General features: G+C 66.0%; 12 protein-coding genes and 3 rRNA genes. 14 read left to right on the forward strand and 1 reads right to left on the reverse strand.

Annotated elements, in window-relative coordinates; translation table 11 throughout:
• Positions 1-225 precede the first annotated feature (225 nt).
• The 9 genes from H286_RS0100005 (at position 226) to H286_RS0100050 (ending at position 13114) form a co-directional block, all read left to right on the forward strand.
• A 16S ribosomal RNA gene (locus H286_RS0100005) occupies positions 226-1748 on the forward strand.
• A 369-nt stretch (positions 1749-2117) separates the two neighbouring features.
• A 23S ribosomal RNA gene (locus tag H286_RS0100015) occupies positions 2118-5223 on the forward strand.
• A 98-nt stretch (positions 5224-5321) separates the two neighbouring features.
• Positions 5322-5438, forward strand: a 5S ribosomal RNA gene (gene rrf / locus H286_RS0100020).
• The 16S, 23S and 5S rRNA genes sit together here, the layout of an rRNA operon.
• A 129-nt stretch (positions 5439-5567) precedes the next feature.
• A complete protein-coding gene (locus H286_RS0100025) occupies positions 5568-7256 on the forward strand; it encodes an ABC-F family ATP-binding cassette domain-containing protein (RefSeq protein ID WP_028497327.1) in 1689 nt (562 codons plus the stop codon).
• 47 nt (positions 7257-7303) lie between these two features.
• Positions 7304-8425, forward strand: a complete 1122-nt coding sequence (locus H286_RS0100030; protein ID WP_018188924.1) for a GuaB3 family IMP dehydrogenase-related protein — start codon at positions 7304-7306, stop codon at positions 8423-8425.
• The gene (locus H286_RS0100035) at positions 8425-9291 is read left to right on the forward strand and encodes an SURF1 family protein (protein WP_020096611.1); all 867 of its coding nucleotides are present in this window, start codon (positions 8425-8427) and stop codon (positions 9289-9291) included. The genes H286_RS0100030 and H286_RS0100035 overlap by 1 nt, the downstream gene beginning before the upstream one ends.
• 10 nt (positions 9292-9301) lie before the next feature.
• Positions 9302-9820 (forward strand): DUF3817 domain-containing protein, encoded by a 519-nt coding sequence (locus H286_RS0100040; RefSeq protein WP_018188922.1) that lies wholly within the window; start codon positions 9302-9304, stop codon positions 9818-9820.
• Positions 9817-11397, forward strand: a complete 1581-nt coding sequence (gene guaA, locus H286_RS0100045) for a glutamine-hydrolyzing GMP synthase (protein ID WP_020096612.1) — start codon at positions 9817-9819, stop codon at positions 11395-11397. Before H286_RS0100040 ends, guaA begins: the two co-directional genes overlap by 4 nt.
• A 124-nt stretch (positions 11398-11521) precedes the next feature.
• Positions 11522-13114 carry a sensor histidine kinase gene (locus H286_RS0100050; protein WP_020096613.1) on the forward strand — a complete coding sequence of 531 codons (1593 nt, stop codon included), beginning with the start codon at positions 11522-11524 and terminating at the stop codon, positions 13112-13114.
• 337 nt (positions 13115-13451) lie between these two features.
• Here H286_RS0100050 and H286_RS0100055 read toward each other — a convergent pair whose 3' ends face one another.
• On the reverse strand, positions 13452-14348 hold the full coding sequence (locus H286_RS0100055; RefSeq protein ID WP_020096614.1) for a Bax inhibitor-1/YccA family protein: 897 nt from the start codon (positions 14346-14348) through the stop codon (positions 13452-13454).
• Between the two features lie 164 nt (positions 14349-14512).
• Between H286_RS0100055 and H286_RS0100060 the strand changes: the two genes are divergently transcribed.
• The 5 genes from H286_RS0100060 (at position 14513) to H286_RS0100080 (ending at position 22172) form a co-directional block, all read left to right on the forward strand.
• Positions 14513-15523, forward strand: a complete 1011-nt coding sequence (locus H286_RS0100060) for a glycerophosphodiester phosphodiesterase family protein (RefSeq protein ID WP_020096615.1) — start codon at positions 14513-14515, stop codon at positions 15521-15523.
• Positions 15524-15614: 91 nt separating this feature from the next.
• Positions 15615-16865, forward strand: a complete 1251-nt coding sequence (locus H286_RS0100065) for an MFS transporter (RefSeq protein WP_020096616.1) — start codon at positions 15615-15617, stop codon at positions 16863-16865.
• Positions 16866-16895: 30 nt separating this feature from the next.
• Complete coding sequence (locus H286_RS0100070) at positions 16896-17828, forward strand: ABC transporter ATP-binding protein (protein ID WP_028497328.1); 933 nt, start codon at positions 16896-16898, stop codon at positions 17826-17828.
• Entirely contained in the window at positions 17825-18904 is a 1080-nt protein-coding gene (locus H286_RS0100075) for an ABC transporter permease (RefSeq protein ID WP_020096618.1), read from the forward strand. Before H286_RS0100070 ends, H286_RS0100075 begins: the two co-directional genes overlap by 4 nt.
• A 169-nt stretch (positions 18905-19073) precedes the next feature.
• Positions 19074-22172, forward strand: coding sequence for a S8 family serine peptidase (locus H286_RS0100080; RefSeq protein WP_155900273.1), 3099 nt, complete (start codon positions 19074-19076; stop codon positions 22170-22172).
• Positions 22173-22178: the final 6 nt, after the last annotated feature.

The following is a 22178-nucleotide window of genomic DNA, read 5'->3' on the forward strand; positions in this document are numbered from 1 at the left end:
CCCTGCGGGGTGGTGTGGGAGCATCCGATCCTTGAGAACTCAACAGCGTGCACTTGTCAAATGCCAAATAACCTCGACTTCAGCTTCGGCTGAGGTGAGATTCCTTTGGATCAAAGTCCGGCTTCTTTCGGGAGGTCGGCAAACGGATAGTCAGCAATGATTTATCTCTTTGGTCAGTTCAAACTCGCTGCTTCGGCCTATTCCGGTCGTTGTCAGTATTTTTCTTTTACGGAGAGTTTGATCCTGGCTCAGGATGAACGCTGGCGGCGTGCTTAACACATGCAAGTCGAACGGTGAAGCAGAGCTTGCTCTGTGGATCAGTGGCGAACGGGTGAGTAACACGTGAGCAACCTGCCCCTGACTCTGGGATAAGCGCTGGAAACGGCGTCTAATACTGGATATGAGCTGCGACCGCATGGTCAGCAGTTGGAAAGATTTTTCGGTCTGGGATGGGCTCACGGCCTATCAGCTTGTTGGTGAGGTAATGGCTCACCAAGGCGTCGACGGGTAGCCGGCCTGAGAGGGTGACCGGCCACACTGGGACTGAGACACGGCCCAGACTCCTACGGGAGGCAGCAGTGGGGAATATTGCACAATGGGCGAAAGCCTGATGCAGCAACGCCGCGTGAGGGATGACGGCCTTCGGGTTGTAAACCTCTTTTAGCAGGGAAGAAGCGAAAGTGACGGTACCTGCAGAAAAAGCGCCGGCTAACTACGTGCCAGCAGCCGCGGTAATACGTAGGGCGCAAGCGTTATCCGGAATTATTGGGCGTAAAGAGCTCGTAGGCGGTTTGTCGCGTCTGCTGTGAAATCCCGAGGCTCAACCTCGGGTCTGCAGTGGGTACGGGCAGACTAGAGTGCGGTAGGGGAGATTGGAATTCCTGGTGTAGCGGTGGAATGCGCAGATATCAGGAGGAACACCGATGGCGAAGGCAGATCTCTGGGCCGTTACTGACGCTGAGGAGCGAAAGGGTGGGGAGCAAACAGGCTTAGATACCCTGGTAGTCCACCCCGTAAACGTTGGGAACTAGTTGTGGGGTCCATTCCACGGATTCCGTGACGCAGCTAACGCATTAAGTTCCCCGCCTGGGGAGTACGGCCGCAAGGCTAAAACTCAAAGGAATTGACGGGGACCCGCACAAGCGGCGGAGCATGCGGATTAATTCGATGCAACGCGAAGAACCTTACCAAGGCTTGACATATACGAGAACGGGCCAGAAATGGTCAACTCTTTGGACACTCGTAAACAGGTGGTGCATGGTTGTCGTCAGCTCGTGTCGTGAGATGTTGGGTTAAGTCCCGCAACGAGCGCAACCCTCGTTCTATGTTGCCAGCACGTAATGGTGGGAACTCATGGGATACTGCCGGGGTCAACTCGGAGGAAGGTGGGGATGACGTCAAATCATCATGCCCCTTATGTCTTGGGCTTCACGCATGCTACAATGGCCGGTACAAAGGGCTGCAATACCGTGAGGTGGAGCGAATCCCAAAAAGCCGGTCCCAGTTCGGATTGAGGTCTGCAACTCGACCTCATGAAGTCGGAGTCGCTAGTAATCGCAGATCAGCAACGCTGCGGTGAATACGTTCCCGGGTCTTGTACACACCGCCCGTCAAGTCATGAAAGTCGGTAACACCTGAAGCCGGTGGCCCAACCCTTGTGGAGGGAGCCGTCGAAGGTGGGATTGGTAATTAGGACTAAGTCGTAACAAGGTAGCCGTACCGGAAGGTGCGGCTGGATCACCTCCTTTCTAAGGAGCACTGCACTCTTCGGAGTGACAGAGCCGGTTTCGAGACGAATGTTCTCGGCCGGAGCTCATGGGTGGAACATTTGACAAGGTGTCGGAGGGTGACCTTCGGATTTAGTACGGCCTTCGGGTCTGGAACGGTTCGGGGTGAGGCTTCTGGCACATGCACGCTGTTGGGTCCTGAGGGACCGGATGAGAGTCCGAACCTCTGGGCCTTTCCTTGTGCCGGCGTTGCCGGTGCGGGGGAGGTACCGCCCGTACTTTGAGAACTACACAGTGGACGCGAGCATCTTTGAACTGATCTTTGATCGGTTCAGAAAGATGATCTTAAAGATCATTAGTCAATTTCGATTGACGATTCAACTCATGTGATTTCAAGTCTTTAAGAGCAAACGGTGGATGCCTTGGCATCTGGAGCCGAAGAAGGACGTAGCAATCTGCGATAAGCCTCGGGGAACTGATAAGCAAGTTTTGATCCGAGGGTGTCCGAATGGGGAAACCCCGCTGGGCGGCGTGCCGACCTAGTGACTCCCGCCTGAATATATAGGGCGGGTAGAGGGAACGTGGGGAAGTGAAACATCTCAGTACCCACAGGAAGAGAAAGCAACCGCGATTCCGTTAGTAGTGGCGAGCGAAACCGGAACAGGCTAAACCGAGTACGTGTGATATCCGGCAGGAGTTGCGTATTCGGGGTTGTGGGACTTTTCAGACAGTTCTGCCGATCTGTCGGCGTTACAAGAAGGTATAGACGAACCGCATTGAAAGGCGGGTCATAGAGGGTGCCAACCCCGTAGTCGAAATGCCTCTCTTGACGCGAAGAGTATCCCAAGTAGCACGGGGCCCGAGAAATCCCGTGTGAATCTGTCAGGACCACCTGATAAGCCTAAATACTCCCAGATGACCGATAGCGGACAAGTACCGTGAGGGAAAGGTGAAAAGTACCCCGGGAGGGGAGTGAAATAGTACCTGAAACCGTTTGCTTACAAACCGTTGGAGCCTCCTTAGTAGGGGTGACAGCGTGCCTTTTGAAGAATGAGCCTGCGAGTTAGCGATATGTGGCGAGGTTAACCCGTGTGGGGTAGCCGTAGCGAAAGCGAGTCTGAATAGGGCGATTCAGTCGCATGTCCTAGACCCGAAGCGAAGTGATCTATCCATGGCCAGGTTGAAGCGACGGTAAGACGTCGTGGAGGACCGAACCCACTTAGGTTGAAAACTGAGGGGATGAGCTGTGGATAGGGGTGAAAGGCCAATCAAACTTCGTGATAGCTGGTTCTCTCCGAAATGCATTTAGGTGCAGCGTTGCGTGTTTCTTGCCGGAGGTAGAGCTACTGGATGGCCGATGGGCCCTACAAGGTTACTGACGTCAGCCAAACTCCGAATGCCGGTAAGTGAGAGCGCAGCAGTGAGACTGTGGGGGATAAGCTTCATAGTCGAGAGGGAAACAACCCAGACCACCAACTAAGGTCCCAAAGCGCGTGCTAAGTGGGAAAGGATGTGGAGTTGCTGTGACAACCAGGAGGTTGGCTTAGAAGCAGCCACCCTTGAAAGAGTGCGTAATAGCTCACTGGTCAAGTGATTCCGCGCCGACAATGTAACGGGGCTCAAGCACGCCACCGAAGTTGTGGCATTGACATTATTGGTAGGCCTTCGTGGTCCAGCCGTGTTGATGGGTAGGAGAGCGTCGTGTGGCCAGCGAAGCGGCGGTGTGAACCAGCCGTGGAGGCTACACGAGTGAGAATGCAGGCATGAGTAGCGAAAGACGTGTGAGAAACACGTCCTCCGAAAGACCAAGGGTTCCAGGGTCAAGCTAATCTTCCCTGGGTAAGTCGGGACCTAAGGCGAGGCCGACAGGCGTAGTCGATGGACAACGGGTTGATATTCCCGTACCGGCGAAGAACCGCCCAAGCTAATCCAGTGGTGCTAAGAGTCCTAACCCGGCTGAGTGGATCCCTTCGGGGTGAAGCCGGCCGGTCTAACGCTCGACCCCGTTCTGGTGCGGCTAGCGTATTAACAGGTGTGACGCAGGAAGGTAGCCCAACCCGGGCGATGGTTGTCCCGGGGCAAGTGCGTAGGCCGAGAGATAGGCAAATCCGTCTCTCATTAAGGCTGAGACACGATGCGGATAAAAAGTGGGTGATCCTATGCTGCCAAGAAAAGCATCGACGCGAGGTTCAAGCCGCCCGTACCCCAAACCGACTCAGGTGGTCAGGTAGAGAATACCAAGGAGATCGAGAGAATCGTGGTTAAGGAACTCGGCAAAATGCCCCCGTAACTTCGGGAGAAGGGGGGCCTTCCGCTTATTAGGATTTACTCCGAAAGGGCGTGGAGGCCGCAGAGACTAGTGGGTAGCGACTGTTTACTAAAAACACAGGTCCGTGCCAAGTCGCAAGACGATGTATACGGACTGACGCCTGCCCGGTGCTGGAAGGTTAAGAGGACCGGTTAGCCGCAAGGCGAAGCTGAGAATTTAAGCCCCAGTAAACGGCGGTGGTAACTATAACCATCCTAAGGTAGCGAAATTCCTTGTCGGGTAAGTTCCGACCTGCACGAATGGCGTAACGACTTCCCAACTGTCTCAACCGCGAACTCGGCGAAATTGCATTACGAGTAAAGATGCTCGTTACGCGCAGCAGGACGGAAAGACCCCGTGACCTTTACTACAGCTTGGTATTGGTGTTCGGTGTGGCTTGTGTAGGATAGGTGGGAGACTTTGAAGCGGTGACGCCAGTTACCGTGGAGTCATTGTTGAAATACCACTCTGGTCACTCTGGATATCTAACTTCGAACCGTAATCCGGTTCAGGGACAGTGCCTGGTGGGTAGTTTAACTGGGGCGGTTGCCTCCCAAAAAGTAACGGAGGCGCCCAAAGGTTCCCTCAACCTGGTTGGCAATCAGGTGGCGAGTGTAAGTGCACAAGGGAGCTTGACTGTGAGACTGACAGGTCGAGCAGGGACGAAAGTCGGGACTAGTGATCCGGCAGTGGCTTGTGGAAGCGCTGTCGCTCAACGGATAAAAGGTACCTCGGGGATAACAGGCTGATCTTGCCCAAGAGTCCATATCGACGGCATGGTTTGGCACCTCGATGTCGGCTCGTCGCATCCTGGGGCTGGAGTAGGTCCCAAGGGTTGGGCTGTTCGCCCATTAAAGCGGTACGCGAGCTGGGTTTAGAACGTCGTGAGACAGTTCGGTCCCTATCCGCTGCGCGCGTAGGAAATTTGAGAGGATCTGACCCTAGTACGAGAGGACCGGGTTGGACGAACCTCTGGTGTGCCAGTTGTTCTGCCAAGAGCACCGCTGGTTAGCTACGTTCGGGATGGATAACCGCTGAAAGCATCTAAGCGGGAAGCCGGCCTCAAGATGAGATTTCCATACCTTCGGGTGAGAGGCTCCCAGCCAGACTACTGGGTTGATAGGCCGGATGTGGAAGCGTGGTAACACGTGAAGCTGACCGGTACTAATAAGCCGATGACTTGATAACACACCGTTTAGGTGCTTGCGTCCACTGAGTGGTTCTCGATGTACGGTCGAGAACCGCATAACGAATATTCGTTGTGCAGACTGAAACATCAATAGTGTTTCGGCGGCCATAGCGTGAGGGAAACGCCCGGTTACATTCCGAACCCGGAAGCTAAGCCTCACAGCGCCGATGGTACTGCAGGGGGGACCCTGTGGGAGAGTAGGACACCGCCGGACTTCTTTCGATCGAAAGCCCCGACCAATGCTGGTCGGGGCTTTCGTGGTTAACGTGCACTTTTCCTTTCGGGGACAGCGACTTCTCGGATAAGCTGGTTGGCTCCGCTCTCGGAGCGGAAGGACCATCTCGTGTCGCACATCGACGTTCAGAACGTCTCACTCTCTCTGCCCGACGGGCGCCCACTCCTCGACGACGTCACCTTTCGGGTGCCGTCGGGGAAGACGACGGCCCTCATCGGCCAGAACGGTGCCGGAAAGTCCACCCTGATGAGAATCGTCCGGGGCGACGTGTCTCCGCATGCGGGCGTCGTCACGATCGATGGTGCGCTCGGAGTCATGGACCAGTTCATCGGCCACGGCGCTGCGGGCAGCACCGTCCACGATCTGCTGGTCGCGGTTGCGCCCGCTCGCATCTCCCAGGCGGCGAGGGAACTTGAGGACGCCGAGAACGCCGTCATCATGGCCGACTCCCTCGAGTCACAGATGCGGTATGCCGGCGGCATCGCCGACTACGCCGATGCCGGTGGATACGAATACGAGACGGTGTGGGACACCTGCACGATCGCAGCCCTTGGCATCCCGTTCGATCGTGCTCGCTACCGGGAGCTCGTCACCCTCTCGGGCGGAGAACAGAAGCGCCTGGCGCTCGAGGCGTTGTTGCGTGGCACGGATCAGGTGCTGCTGCTCGATGAGCCCGACAACTACCTCGACGTACCCGGTAAACGTTGGCTCGAGGAGCGCCTCCGCGAAACAGCGAAGACCGTGCTCCTGATCTCGCACGATCGCGAACTCCTCGCCCGTGCGGCGGACCGCATCGTCACCCTCGAGGCCGGCCCGGCAGGCAGTTCCGCGTGGGTGCACGGCGGCGGCTTCGGCACGTACCACCGAGCCCGCGAGGAACGGATGTCGCGGCTCGACGAGTTGCGCCGACGGTGGGACGAACAGCACGCGGCCCTGAAGAAGTTCGTCGCGGACATGAAGGTGAAAGCGGCCGCGAGTGACGACTTCGCGTCTCGCTACCGCGCTGCTCAGACGCGGCTGCGGAGGTTCGAGGATGCGGGACCGCCGGAAGCCCGCCCGATCGAGCAGCGTCTCGACCTGCGGTTGCGAGGCGCCCGGACCGGAAAGCGGGCCGTGGTCGCCGAATCCCTCGAGCTGAGCGGATTGATGAAGCCTTTCGATCTGGAGGTGTGGTTCGGCGACAGGGTCGCCGTCCTCGGCTCCAACGGGTCGGGGAAGTCCCACTTCCTCCGCCTCCTCGCCGGCGGCGGCACCGACCCCGATGCGCTGCTGGGCCATGTGACCGACGCGGGATCGGCCCTCCAGCGAGTGGAGCACGCCGGCCGTGTCAGCCTCGGGGCCCGCGTCGTGCCCGGCTGGTTCGCGCAGACCCACCAGCATCCCGAATACACGGGCCGGACCCTGCTCGACATCCTGCACCGCGGGGACAGCGACCGGAACGGGATGCCGCGGGACGCCGCCAGTTCGGCACTCGACCGCTACGGGCTCGTCGCGCAGGCGGAACAGGCCTTCGATCAGCTGTCCGGAGGCCAGCAGGCGCGCTTCCAGATCCTCCTGCTCGAGCTCTCGGGGGCGACATTGCTCCTGCTGGACGAGCCGACGGACAACCTCGACCTCGTGTCCGCCGAAGCACTGGAGAGCGCCCTAGCGTCGTTCGAGGGCACCGTGCTCGCCGTGACGCACGACCGCTGGTTCGCGCGATCCTTCGATCGCTTCGTCGTCTTCGGTTCCGACGGAGAGGTGTACGAATCGGACGCGCCGGTCTGGGACGAGCAGCGCGTGAGCCGAGTCCGCTGACGGGCGGGGCAGGGGAGAGAGCTCGACGGTAGGCTGGGGTGGTGACCATGGAAATCGAGCTCGGCCGCGCCAAGCGCGCGCGTCGCGCGTACGCCTTCGACGACATCGCTGTGGTGCCCTCGCGGCGCACGCGCAACCCCGAGGACGTCTCGACCTCCTGGTCGATCGATGCCTACAGCTTCGGCATCCCTGTCCTGGGCGCACCGATGGATTCGGTCATGAGCCCTCGAACGGCCATCATGCTCGGCCAGCTCGGCGGACTCGGTGTGCTCGACCTCGAGGGGCTCTGGACCCGGTACGACGACCCAGAACCGCTGCTGGCCGAGATCGCTGCGCTGCCGGCGGACGGCGCGACGCGCCGCATGCAGGAGCTGTACTCGGCGCCGATCAAGCCCGAGCTCGTGCGTGATCGTCTCGCCGAGATCCGCGCCGCCGGCGTGACCGTCGCCGGTGCGCTCACCCCCCAGCGCACGCAGGATCTGTACGAAACCGTCGTCGCGGCAGGCGTCGACCTCTTCGTCATCCGCGGCACCACCGTCTCGGCGGAGCACGTCTCGAGCGTCGATGAGCCCCTCAACCTCAAGAAGTTCATCTACGACCTCGACGTCCCCGTGATCGTCGGAGGCGCGGCGACCTACACCGCTGCCCTGCACCTCATGCGCACCGGCGCGGCGGGTGTCCTCGTCGGATTCGGTGGGGGAGCGGCATCCACCACCCGTGCGACGCTCGGCCTGCACGCGCCGATGGCCACGGCCGTCGCGGATGTCGCGGGTGCGCGTCGCGACTACCTCGACGAGTCCGGCGGGCGCTACGTCCACGTCATCGCCGACGGCGGGGTGGGCACCTCGGGCGACATCGTGAAGGCGCTCGCGATGGGCGCGGACGCCGTCATGCTCGGCGTTGCGCTCGCGCGCGCCACCGACGCCCCCGGACGCGGCTACCACTGGGGACCCGAATCGCACCACGCGAAGCTGCCGCGCGGCACGCGCGTCGAGGTCGGACAGGTCTCGCCGCTCGAGGAGATCCTGTACGGCCCGGCCCCCGTCGCCGACGGAACGGCCAACCTCATCGGCGCACTGCGGAAGTCGATGGCGACGACCGGATACTCCGATCTGAAGGAGTTCCAGCGCGTCGAGGTCGTCGTCGCGCCGTACGCGTCGTCCCACTGATGACCACTACTCCCGCCGTCGACGACGTCCCCGACGTCTTCCCGCCGACGCTGCGGGAAGTCATGGTCCGACCCTTCTGGATCGGGATGCTGGGACTCGCCCTGCTCGTCGCCGGGATCTTCGCGTGGCTCGGGCAGTGGCAGCTCGGCAACGCGATCGACACGAACCCTCCCGCCGCCGGCGCGACGGAGAAGGTCCGCCCCCTGGGCGACGTCGTCGCCCCCGGCGTCTATCTGGCGGAACCCCTCGTCGGGCAGCGCGTCGACGTGTCCGGATCCTTCGTCGCGGGAGACTTCCGCGTCGTCACGTCGCGCTACGACGACGGCGAGCCCGGCTTCTGGGTGGCTGGTCAGTTCCGTGTCGACCCGGCCACGCCGGGTGTGGACGGTCCGACGTCGCTGGCGGTGGCCGTCGGGTTCACCGCGGATCGATCGGCGGCGGATGCTGCGGCATCCGCTCTGAACGAGGATGCCCCGCAGAAGGTCGATCTGACGGGCCGGCTCATCTCGGACGAGGGCGCGAAGGAACCGCCGCGGAACGGCAGCCCCTTCGAGATCGCGGCCATGTCGCCCGCTGCGCTGCTCTCGCAGTGGAGCGATGCGCAGGGGATCGACGTCTACCGTCCGTACCTCGTGTCGTCCGAGGCCTTCGGGGGACTGCAGGAGATCCACTCGCCCGCTCCGACGGAGTTGTCCTCGGTCAACTGGCTCAACATCTTCTACGCCATCGAGTGGGCGGTGTTCGCCGGCTTCGCGTTCTACATGTGGTACCGACTCGCGCGCGATGCGTGGGAGAAGGAAGTCGAACTTCTCACCGAGGGCGATCCCGACTCCGACGCGGCTGAGCAGCTCCCTTCGCGCCCGTAGACTGGAAGCCATGCCCGTTCAGCCCAAACTCGCCTCTTTTCCGGCGATCCGCGGCGCCCTGAAGTTCTACCAGATCGCTTCGATCATCACCGGTGTTGGCCTGCTCCTGCTGGTCACCGAGATGGTCCTCAAGTACACGCCCCTGCACGTCGAGCTCTTCGCGGGTGGGTCGGGCGGGTTGCTGTGGTTCGCCACCGCGATCCCGAGCCCGGACTGCGAGTGGTACTCGCTGTTCGTCCCGGGAAGCAGCACGTGCGACATCGTGTCGACGGGCGACGGCGTGAACATCTCGCTCGCGATCCTCATCGTCCACGGCTGGTTCTACGTCGTGTACCTCTTCGCGTGCTTCCGCGTCTGGAGCCTGATGCGCTGGCGCTTCCCGCGCTTCATCGTCCTGGCCCTCGGGGGCATCGTGCCCCTCTTGTCCTTCTTCATGGAGTCGAAGGTCGCGCGCGAGGTCAGGGAGTACCTGGCCACGCGTGAAGCCGCGGCATCCACCCCCCTCGAGACCCCCACGGAGACCCGGTGACAGAGCAGACCGAAACCTCCCAGCGCCCCGTCCTGGTCGTCGACTTCGGCGCCCAGTACGCGCAGCTGATCGCCCGTCGCGTCCGCGAAGCCGGCGTCTACAGCGAGCTGGTCCCGCACACCGCGACGGCCTCGGAGATCGCCGAGAAGAACCCGGTGGGCATCATCCTCTCGGGCGGCCCGTCCTCGGTGTACGAGGAGGGCGCGCCGCAGCTCGATGCCGGCGTGTTCGACCTCGGCATCCCGACCCTCGGCATCTGCTACGGCTTCCAGGTCATGGCGAAGACGCTCGGCGGTGACGTCGCCAACACGGGACTGCGCGAATACGGTGCGACGGATGCCACGATCGTCACCGACAACGTGCTCCTCGACGGACAGCCGGTCGACCAGAACGTCTGGATGAGCCACGGCGACCAGGTCAGCGCCGCCCCCGACGGCTTCCAGGTGCTCGCCCGGACCGCCGCAACCCCCGTTGCCGCCTTCGCCGACGACGTGCGCAAGTTCTACGGCGTGCAGTGGCACCCCGAGGTCAAGCACTCCGACCACGGCCAGCGCGTGATCGAGAACTTCCTGCACAAGGCCGCAGGCCTCCCCGCGGACTGGAACAGCGACAATGTGATCGCCGAGCAGGTCGAGAAGATCCGCGCGCAGGTCGGCTCGGGTCGCGTGATCTCGGCGCTCTCCGGCGGCGTGGACTCCGCGGTCTCGACGGCGCTCGTCCACAAGGCGGTCGGCGATCAGCTGACGGCCGTCTTCATCGACCACGGTCTCCTCCGCAAGGGTGAGCGCGAGCAGGTCGAGAACGATTACGTCGCGTCGACCGGCGTGCGTCTGATCACCGTCGACGCCCGGGAGACGTTCCTGGACGCCCTCGCCGGCGTCAGCGACCCCGAGCAGAAGCGCAAGATCATCGGCCGCGAGTTCATCCGCGCCTTCGAGAAGGTGCAGTCCGATCTCATCGCCGAGGCTGCCGCGGACGGCGATCCCATCGGGTTCCTCGTACAGGGCACGCTGTACCCCGACGTCGTCGAGTCGGGCGGTGGCGCCGGTACGGCGAACATCAAGAGCCACCACAACGTCGGCGGCCTGCCGGAGGACCTTCAGTTCGAACTCGTCGAGCCGCTCCGGACCCTCTTCAAGGACGAGGTCCGTGCGATCGGTCGCGAGCTCGGGCTGCCCGAAGCGATCGTCGGCCGCCAGCCGTTTCCGGGGCCCGGCCTCGGGATCCGCATCGTGGGCGAGGTCACCGCTGACCGTCTCGAGATCCTGCGTGACGCCGATGCCATCGCCCGTGCCGAGCTGACGAAGGCGGGCCTCGACGGCGAGATCTGGCAGTGCCCCGTGGTGCTGCTCGCCGATGTCCGCTCTGTCGGTGTTCAGGGCGACGGCCGGACCTACGGGCACCCGATCGTCCTCCGTCCGGTGTCGAGCGAGGACGCCATGACGGCGGACTGGACGCGACTGCCCTACGACGTGCTCTCGAAGATCAGCAACCGCATCACGAACGAGGTGCGCGAGGTCAACCGGGTGGTGCTCGACGTCACGTCGAAGCCCCCGGGGACCATCGAGTGGGAGTGAGTCACGGGGGTCGCCCCCGTGACGGTGCACTCCACCGCCTCTTGACACGGCCCGTGCCTCACCATCAGAGTGAGCGCGGGACCCAGCCCCTTTCTGCACCGCCGTCTGAGGAGGGGGTGAGGCGTTGATCGAGCGTTCGCGCACGCAGCCGTACGCGCAGTTCGTCCTGGCCGCCGCCAGCCTCATCGTGGTGCTCATCCTCGGGACCATCGACAGCGAGCGGGTCACTCCGTTACTGCTCGCCGGATTCGGCGTCATCGTGCTCAGCACGGCGGCGATGACCGCGATCTGGCTCGTGCAGCCGTCGCGGCACACCGGATGGCTCGCGGTGGTGCCGCTGCTGCAGATCGTGGCCTGCGTGCCGGTGAGGGACGCCGGCGTCGATGTGCTGCCCTCGGCGTCGATGCTCATCATCTTCCCGCTCGGGTGGCTCGCCTTCGCGTTCCCCCCTGCCCTCGCCGCAGCCGGCGTCCTGCTGACCGCGCTCGGACCTCTCGTGCAGGTGCTCGCCAGCGGCGGCATCCGCGGTGTTCAAGACATCGTGTCGATCCTGGCCTTGCCGATCCTCTCGGCCTTCGTCGCCGTCACTGTCGGCATCATCGCGCGGCACCTGGCCCGAATGCGGGAGACGATGCAGAGCGTCTCGACGGATCTGGAGCATGCGATGCGTCTGTCGGGGCGCGACACCGCCATGCTGCGGGCGACGCTCGACGCGACGGACAACGCCGTCGCGGTCTTCGGATCGGACGGGCGCCCCATCCTTCTGAACGCCGTCGCCGCCGAGATCAGTGGCAGGTCCGGGATCGACGACGTCGACCGGGACGGCTTCGCGTCGCTCATCTGGCGGGCGGATCCCTCGATGCCGCTCGAAGCGACGTCGGCGGACTTCGTCGAGCGCGTCCGCTCCGGCGACTTCGCGGCGCCCCGCACCGTCGAGTTCGGCGGCGATCCGCGTCGCGTCATGCAGGTCATCGTCCGTCCTGTCGTTGCGGGTGGCGACGAGGTCGGCATCGTCATCGTCGGTCAGGACGTCACCGAACTCGTCAACGCCGTCGAAGTCCGCGACCGATTCCTGAGCACCGTCGGCCACGAGTTCCGCACGCCGCTCACCGTCATCCTGGGTCATACCGACATCGCTCTGATGAACGGGTCCCCTGAGACCGAGCGCTGGGAGGCGGTGGAGCGCTCCGCGGAGCGCCTGCTGCGCCTCGTCGAACGTCTCATCGCCGCGGGTCAAACGACGCGGGATGTCGAGGCCCGCTCCGGTGCCTCGCACGTCGGGCCGGTCGTCAAGCATGCCGTGACGGAGGTGGCGGCCCGCGCGAAGGAGCGTGGGATCGGCATCCAGATCGGAGCGATGCCCGAGCGTGCCGCCCGGATCGCCGTGCGCGATCTCGCCTCGATCCTCGAGGAACTGCTGCGGAACGCGGTCGAGTTCACTCGGGCCGACGGCGGGGACGTCGTCGTCTCGGCGCACGAGGACGGACGCGACATCGTCGTGACCGTCGCTGATGAGGGCGTCGGGATGACGGAGCAGGAGCGCGTCCACGCCTTCGAACGGTTCTACCGGGCCCCCTACGCCCACGATGCGGCGATCCCGGGGACGGGCATCGGCCTCTCCAACGCGGCATCCCTCGCCGAGGCGTATGGGGCGAGCGTCTCGCTCGAGCCCCACACGCCGCGCGGCACCGTCGCGGTCCTGCGGCTGCCGTCCTGACTCGCGGCGTGCCGGCGGGCGGGGTCGCCGCGCGGGGCGGCGCGCGCTGGGGGCGGCGCACGATCACCGAGACTGCACGCCCGCGCCGAGACCGCGGCTCGGGGCAGCTGTCTCGCGCGCCGCGTGCAGTCTCGCGGTGTACGAGAGGCGGGCGCCCGCAGATGGCGGCACCGGGGGAGCGAGCACCGGGCGGCGAGACTGCACGTGTGTGGCGAGACCGCGGTGCGGGGCCGCAGTCTCGAGGCCCACGTGCAGTCTCGCGGAGAGAGGTGTGCGCCGAAACGACGAAGGCCGCCCGGTCACCCGGACGGCCTTCGTCGTTACGCGTTGCGTGAGGTCAGTTGTTGCCCCGCAGGATGGCGATCATGCGGAGGATCTCGACGTACAGCCACACGACGGTGACCATGATGCCGAAGGCGCCGACCCACCCGAACTGGCGGGGAGCGCCGTTGCGGGCGCCCTGCTGGACGAGGTCGAAGTCGAGCACCAGCGAGTACGCCGCCATGATGACGACGAGGACGCCGATGACGAGGCCCACCGGGAACGGCCCGATCTTCGCGCTGTGCAGACCGAACATCATGTCCTGGGGGAGGACATTCGTCCACATGAGGACGAGGTTGAGCAGCGAGAAGACCATGTAGCCGACCATCGCGATCATGAAGATCTTCGTCGCCTTCGCAGAGGCACGGATCTTTCCGCTCGCGAACAGTGCCAGCGTCGTTCCGACGACGGCGACCGTGGCCAGCGTCGCCTGCATGACGATGCCGGGCCAGATGAACTCGAAGAACGCCGAGATGCCACCGACGAAAAGTCCCTCGAAGGCCGCGTAGGCGAAGATCAGGGCGGGCCGGACCTTCTTGCGCGACGTGAACGAGATGACGAGGGCGAGGACGAAGCCACCCAGGGCGCCGATGATCCAGGGCATCATCGTCGGAACCGGGTTCTCGACGCTCACCGGAGCCAGCGTCCAGACCCAGCCGACGACGGCGGTGACCAGAAGGATTCCAAAGAGCATGAGGGTCTTGAGGACGGTGTCCTCAACCGTCATGCGGCCCGTGGCGGCGGACGAGGCGGTCGGAGCCGCGTACATCCCCTCGAGCTGGGCGTTCGACGCGACGTCGGCGGCCTGGTGCGAGGCTGCCGCGTAGTTCGTCTGGGCTGCCGGGGGAGTCAGGCCGGGGCGCTGCTCCTGGAAGACCGGATTGTTGAAGGCAAAATTGCCGGACGCTGCCATTGTGTGTCTCACTCCAAAAGTCGACTCACAGCGCTGTGCTGTCGATCCAGCGTATCGGACCGTCATTCCGCGGGTGGGGACCCCCGCTGTGAGAGGACTATGAGGGTCATCTGGTGACGGCGCACGACAGCGGCCGATCCCGGTCCGCTCGCTAGCCTGGGCGCATGTCGCGCAGCCGTCCGCTCATCATCGGCCACCGCGGAGCCCCCGGCTATCGTCCCGAGCATTCCCTCGCCTCGTACGAGCTCGCCCTCGACCTGGGCGTCGACGCCGTGGAACCGGACGTCGTGTTCACGAAGGACGGCGTGGCCGTCATCCGTCACGAGAACGAGATCGGCTCGACGACGGACGTCGCCGACCATCCCGAGTTCGCGTCCCGCCGGACCACCAAGCGGGTCGACGGCAGCGACCACACCGGCTGGTTCGTCGAGGATTTCACCTGGGAGGAGCTCGCAGCTCTGCGATGTCGGGAACGTCTGCCGAAGCTCCGGACACGCAGCGCCGACTTCGACGACCGATATCCGATCCTTCGGCTGCGGACGCTCCTCGACCTGGTCGCCACGGCGGGCGACCGCGAGGGACGGGCCATCGGGGTCGTCCTCGAGATCAAGCACGCGACCTACTTCGCCTCGCTCGGGTACGACGTGGCGGCCCTCCTCGCGGCGGAACTGCGGAGCGCGGGGTGGGACAGCGGTGTGCGGCCGCTCGTGATCGAGTCGTTCGAACAGCACATCCTGCAGCGGATGCGGGACCGCGGCATCCGGGCTCATTTCATCTATCTGCTCGAGGCGGAGGGCAGCGCGCACGATCTCCTCGCCGCCCAGGGGCCCGACGCGCCGACGTACGCGGAGCAGCTCACCGGGGCGGGCCTCGACCGGCTGGCGCGGGAGGTCGACGGCATCAGCCTCGACAAGCGCCTCATCCTCGGCGATCCGCGCGGCGATGACGGTGTCGTGGCCGAAGCCCATCGCCGCGCGCTCGACGTCTACACGTGGACGTGTCGACCCGAGAACGCGTTCCTCTCACCGTCCTTCCGGCGCGGGACCACCGATGCGGCGTTCGGGGACTGGGCGGGGGAGTGGCGGCGCATCGCCGATGCCGGCGTCGACGGGGTCTTCGTCGACCACCCGGACCTGGGGGTCGCGTTCTTCGGACGCTCAGGAGCCGATCGGTAGAATGGATGCCGGTGCGTCAGCACCCCGTGTAACTACCTGATCCGTGGAGAGTCAAGGCGGCACGACGCCTCGTCTGCACGGAGGTCACACATTGCCCCTCACCGATTCGACGCCGGTGCGCCCGGTGGAACGCGACAGCCCGATCCGCACCCTCGCGGCGAGCATCGGCATCGGCTACTTCGCCATCGCCCTGATCGCACGCCTGCCGTACGCGATGATCGTCGTCGGCGTCCTGACGATGGTCGTCGACGCCCGCGGGTCCCTCGCCGTCGGCGGGCTCACCTCGGCGATGGTCGGGCTCGGCACGATCGCCACCGGCCCGCTCATCGGCGCCGCCGCAGACCGCTGGGGCCAGCGCCCCGTGCTTCTGCTCGCGGCACTCGTCCAGAGCCTCGTCCTCGTCGCGCTCGTGGCCGTCGCCTACGGGGACACCCCCGAGGGGATGCTCCTGCTCGTGTCGGTGCTCGCCGGTGCGACCGCACCGCAGGTGTCGCCGATGTCGCGCGCCCGCCTGGTCGGCGCGATCGGCCGGATGCGGTTGGCGCGGGGTGCGCACGGCCGGCTGCAGGAGTCGACGATGGGCTACGAGTCCGCCGTCGATGAGATCGTCTTCGTCTTCGGTCCCGTCCTCGTCGGCGTCGTCGCCATCGCCGCGACTCCGGCCGCGCCCGTGCTCGCGGCCGCGGCGCTGACGCTCGTCTTCGTCACCGCGTTCGCGTTGCATCCGACGGCACGCACCGCCGGTCACGCGTCCGAGGCGGGCGACCGCGAACCTGCGCGGCGCATCGCGCGTCCCGGCATCCTGCTCGCCGCCGGCGGCACCCTCGCGACCGGGCTCTTCTTCGGGGCCATGCTCACGTCGCTGACCGCTTTCGCCAAGGCCGGCGGATTCCCCGAGCAGACCGGCATCCTCTACGGGATCATGGGCATCGGGTCGGCGATCCTCGCGCTCGGGGTCGGGCTCCTGCCGCGCCGGTTCGCGCTCGCGTGGCGGTGGATCGCCTTCACGACGATCCTGCTCGTCGGCGCCGTCCTCGCCGCCGGTGCGACGGGAGTCCTGTCGATGGGATGGGCACTGGCGCTCGCCGGGTGCGGCATCGGCCCCACCCTTGCGACGCTCTACGCGCTCGCCGCCGCCCGCTCGCCGCGCGGGCGCGAGGCCACCGTCATGGCCGTCCTCGGGTCGTCGGTCGTCGTCGGTCAGGCGCTCGCGAGCATGATCGTGGGCTCGCTGGCCGAGTCGGCGGGCCCCTCGGTCGCGCTGTGGGCACCCGTCGTCGCCGTCGTCCTCCTGCTGGTGTTCGGCCTTCTGAACTTCCGGGTCGGTCGGATCCGCCCCTGATCGGACACCGCCACCCCCTAGGGTGAGCGCATGACAACAGCTGGCATCGTCGCCGAGGGGGTGCGACGGTCCTTCGGGAACGTGCATGCCGTCCGGGGCGTCACCTTCCAGGCGCCCGAGGGCGCGGTCACGGGGCTCGTGGGGCCCAACGGCGCGGGCAAGACGACGCTGCTGCTCATGCTCGCCTCCCTCCTCGCTCCCGACGCCGGCACGATCCGCATCGGGGGAGTGGATCCCGTCGCAGAGCCGGCTGCCGCCCGCGCGAAGCTCGGCTGGATGCCCGACAGTCTCGGTGCCTGGCCGTCCCTCTCGGCGCGGGAGACGATCTCGGTGACCGGGCGGCTGTCCGGACTGAGCCCGGCCGCGGCGACCTCCCGAGCCACGGAGCTGCTGACGACGGTGGGGCTCGAGACGCTCGGCGACGCTCCTGCCCGAGTCCTCTCGCGCGGCCAGAAGCAGCGGCTCGGACTCGCGCGGGCCCTCGTCCACGACCCGCAGGTGCTGCTCCTCGACGAGCCGGCATCCGGTCTCGATCCGCAGGCGCGCATCGACCTGCGACTCCTCCTGCGCGCTCTCGCCGCGGAAGGCCGCACCGTGCTCGTGTCGAGTCACATCCTCTCCGAGCTCGAAGAGGTCGTCGACGACGCGGTCTTCATGATGCAGGGCGAGACGGTCAGCTCCGAGCGCGTCGCTGAAGCCGCGGGCCGCGCGCGGACGTGGCGTATCCGCCTCGCCGGTCGAGACGGCGTCTCCGCAGCCCTCCCCGTCGCGCAGGCTCTGGGACTCGACGTGGCGACGCTGCCGGTCGACCGGCGCGACGTCCTCGTCAGCTTCGAGGGGGATGCCGCGGCGGCGGCCGGTCTCACCGCCCTCGTGTCGGCGGGGCTCCCGGTCGCGGAGTTCTCCGCGGCCAGCGGCATCCTGGAACACACCTTCCTCGACCTCGAAGGAGGTGCGCGATGAACGCCTCGCGCCTGTGGACCATCGCCCGCCTCGACCTCACGCAGCGCATCCGGACGATCTCCTGGTACGTCCTGCTCGGCGTCTTCGCCGTCGTCCTCGTCGGAACGACGGCGCTCTCGTTCCTCTCCTTCTCGTATCTGGACGATTCCGGGCCCGGCGTCTACTCCGTCGTCGTCCTCGTCACGCTGCTGCTCATCGTCCTCGTCTCGCCGACCCTCAGCGGGAACTCGATCAACGGCGACCGGGATGCCGCGACGCTCGCGCCCCTGCAGGTAACCCAGGCCACGACCACCGAGATCGTGCTCGGGAAGTTCCTGGCGGCCTGGCTCACGGGACTGACGTTCGCCGCCGTCGCCGTTCCCTTCCTCGTCATCGCGACGTTCGGCGGCGGAGTCGAACCGATCACGGTCCTCGCATCGACCGCCATCCTCGTCGCCGAGACCGGTGTCGTCGCCGCGTTCGGCACGGCGCTCAGCGGCGTCCTCGCCCGCCCGCTCTTCTCGGTCGCGGCCACCTACCTCGTCGTCGCCGCCCTCACCATCGGGACCCCGATCGCCTTCGGGCTGATCGGCTCGAGCATCGCCTCCGAGCGCACGGAGCGCTACCTGACGGCGCAGTACGATCCGACGACCGGCGCGCCCGTCTGCGAGGACGGAACCACGAACTGCGCCAGCGACCTGTCGCAGCAGGTCTGCGAGGAGGAGGGGCCGCCGACGACTTCTCGGATCCCCCGCTTCGACTACGTGTGGTGGATCCTCGCCGCGAACCCCTTCGTCATCCTCGCCGACGCGACACCGAGCGGGTTCACCGTCGACGGGTATCCCGACGACCTGTTCGGTCAGACGAAGTACGCCGTCCGGCAGGCCCAGGTCGCCCCGGATCTCGACTACGTGTACGACGAGTGCGACCCCGAGCAAAACGGACCGACGGCGGAGGAGATCGTCGCCTCGACCGTGCCCAGCTGGTTCATCGGGCTGGGCGGTCAGGTCATCGTCGCGACCCTCCTGCTGTGGTGGGCGGTCTCGCGGACCCGCACGCCGGCGCGGCGTCTGCCCCCGGGGACGCGCATCGCCTGAGCCGCGCGTGAGGATCCTCTCATCTGCGCACATTCTTCTTGGGAGATCGTCAGGGGGTGCATAGCCTCCAATCAGCCTCGGCTGCGGCATCCGACTGGGATGTTCCGCGACAGCCCCGCCGAGCGCTCTTCCCAGAAGGAAAGGCGGTCCCCTTTTGCACCGACGCATCTTGGCAGTCGCGGGCGTCCTCGCGCTCTCGCTGCCCGCGACCGCGGCTCTCGCCGCGACCCCCGATGAAGACCCCACTGCACGCTTCGACCGCAGCACGTCGGCGGGAGCGATCGACAGCTCCTTCCGTGCTGCTTCGATCGATCCCGATCGCCAGGTCTCGGTCGTCATCGAGATGGAGGGCGATCCCGTCGCCGTCGTCGAGGCCGAGGAAGGCCGTTCGCTGAGCAAGAGCGAGCGCACCGACGTCAAGAAGGACCTCAAGGCTGCCCAGGACAAGATCCGTTCCGGGATCACCGAGCGCGGCGGGAAGATCCGCGCGCAGATGCAGTCCGCTTACAACGGCATCCAGGCCACCGTGCCCACCGCGCAGCTCGATGACGTCGCTGCGCTCCCCGGCGTCGTCGCCGTCCACCCCGTCGTCACGCACGAACTCGACAACGCCGTCTCCGTGCCGTTCCTCGGCGTTCCCCAGGTGTGGGAGAGCACCGGCTACACGGGCAAGCGCGTCAAGGTCGCCATCATCGACACCGGCATCGACTACACCCACGCCGGCTTCGGCGGCCCGGGGACGGTCGACGCGTACAAGGCAGCGGCAGCGGCATCCGACAAGCCGGCCGACCCGGCCCTGTTCGGTCCCAAGGCTCCCCGCGTCAAGGGCGGCATCGACCTCGTCGGCGACGCCTACGACGCCGGCGGCACGGGCGACGCGCTCGTCCCCAAGCCCGACGCGAACCCCCTCGACTGCGAGGGCCACGGTTCGCACGTCGCCGGCACCACCGCCGGCTCGGGCGTTCTGCCCGACGGGTCCACCTACAAGGGCCCGTACGACGCGTCGACCCCGTCCGTCGACTTCGGCATCGGCCCCGGCGTCGCCCCCCAGGCCGACCTTTACGCCGTGCGCGTCTTCGGCTGCGACGGCTCGACGGACATGACCATCCAGGCCATCGACTGGGCCGTGGACAACGGCATGGACGTCATCAACATGTCGCTCGGCTCCTCGTTCGGACGCGGCGACGACCCGAGCGCGGTGGCTGCGGCCAACGCCGTCGGCGCCGGCGTCGTCGTGGTGGCCTCGGCCGGCAACTCCGGCCCGAGCCCGTACCTCACCGGCTCGCCCGGCAGCGGCGACGGTGTGATCGCCGTCTCGGCGGTCGACAGCACCGCGGCCTTCCCCGGCGCGCAGCTGACCGTCGGCGGCAAGGCAGTCGAGGCGATCAACGCCAACGGCGCCTCGCTCAAGGGTCTCGGCACACTGACCGTCGTCCGACTCACCGACGACCCCGCGACCACGGCCAACGAGGCGCTCGGGTGCGCGGCATCCGACTACACCCGTGTCGGGGTGAAGAGCGGCGGCAACCAGATCGCGGTCTCCCAGCGCGGCACGTGTGCGCGTGCGGCGAAGGCGATCTTCGCCCAGCAGGCGGGTGCGAAGGCGGCTGTCATGGTCAACTCGACCGACGACCTCCCGCCCTACGAAGGAACGATCGATGAGAACCCGGACGACGGCACGCCCTACGACGTGACGATCCCGTTCCTGGGTGTCCGTTCCTCCAGCGGCGCGGCCTTCGTCAACGGCGCAGCCGTGACGATCAAGGGCAAGACGATCGCGAACCCGGCCTTCCGCAAGTACGCGTCGTTCAGCTCGTCGGGTCCACGCAGCGGCGACAGCTCGATCAGCCCCGATGTGGCGGCCCCCGGCGTGTCGATCTCGTCGGTCGCCGTCGGCACCGGAAGCGCCCCCAGCGTCCTGTCGGGCACGTCGATGGCTGCCCCGCACGTGGCCGGCGTCGCCGCGCTCACCGTGCAGGCGCACCCGAGCTGGAACTCCGAGCAGATCTCGGCAGCGCTCGTGTCGACCGCGAACCCGGAGGGTGTCGACGGCATCGACCCGACCCGCGGCGGCGTGGGCCTCGTCGACACGGCGCAGGCGGTCGCCACGAAGGTCACGGCGACCGGTGACAGCTTCACGACCGAGAGCGGCAAGGTCCGCGAGGCGGCGCTGAGCTTCGGTTTCGACGAGTCGGACGGCACCATCACCGGCTCGAAGCGGGTCACGGTCCGCAACGACGGCAAGAAGCCGGTGACGTTCGCCGTCTCGACCGCGCCGTCCGCGCAGTCGCTGAAGGCGAAGCTCACGGTGAGCTCGAAGAAGGTCACCGTCGCCGCAGGCAAGACGGCGTCTGTCCGCGTCGCGGTCTCGATCCCGGCATCCTCGATCCCGGGTTCGCTCTCGGGCGACGACCAGTTCTCGTTCTCGGAGGTCTCTGGTGACGTCGTCCTGACGGCGCCCGGCTCGACCCTCCGCGTGCCGTACCTGCTCGTCCCGCGCTCCAACAGCGACGTGACGGTGAAGGGTTCGCTCACGTCGCGCGGTCGGGTCACCGACGCCGACCGGACCCTCGAGCTGCGCAACGCCAAGGGTGCTCTGGATGCGGCGGCCGACGTCTACACGTGGGGCCTGTCGGACAAGAAGGATGCCCCGAAGGCGATCGCCGACACCGGGTACGACCTCCGGGCCGCCGGCGTGCAGTCGTTCGCGACGGCGGGTGGCGACCAGCTGGCCGTCTTCGCGATCAACACGCACTCGCGCTGGTCGAATGCGGCATCCAACGAGTTCGACGTCGTGATCGATTCCGACCGCGACGGCAAGCCCGACTGGGTGGTCCTGTCATACGACTCGGGCGCGGTCCGCGCCGGAGACGTCGACGGGGTGGCCGAGGTGTTCGTCCAGAACGTCAAGACCGGCGAGCTGGCACCCAGCGGGTACCTCGCTCAGGCTCCGACCGACAGCAGCACGATCCTGCTGCCGGTGAACCTCGCCGACCTCGGCATCACGGGGCCGTTCGCCTACACGGTGCAGTCCTTCAGCGGGACGACCGACGGCAGCGACTCGTTCGCCGGAACGGCCACGTACGACCCGAGCAAGCCCGCCATCAGCAACGGCCAGTACGAGGTCGTGCCGAAGGGCGGTACCGCCTCGGTGACGGTGCGGACGAATGCGGGCGCCTACGCCGCGCAGAAGCCGCTCGGCGCGATGGTGGTCGTGGTCGACAACGAGTCGGGCGCCGACGAGGCGCTGCTGGTGAAGACCCAGTAGCGATCG

The sequence above is a fragment of the Microbacterium sp. 11MF genome, from assembly GCF_000383475.1.
GTDB classification, from domain to species: Bacteria; Actinomycetota; Actinomycetes; order Actinomycetales; family Microbacteriaceae; genus Microbacterium; species Microbacterium aquilitoris.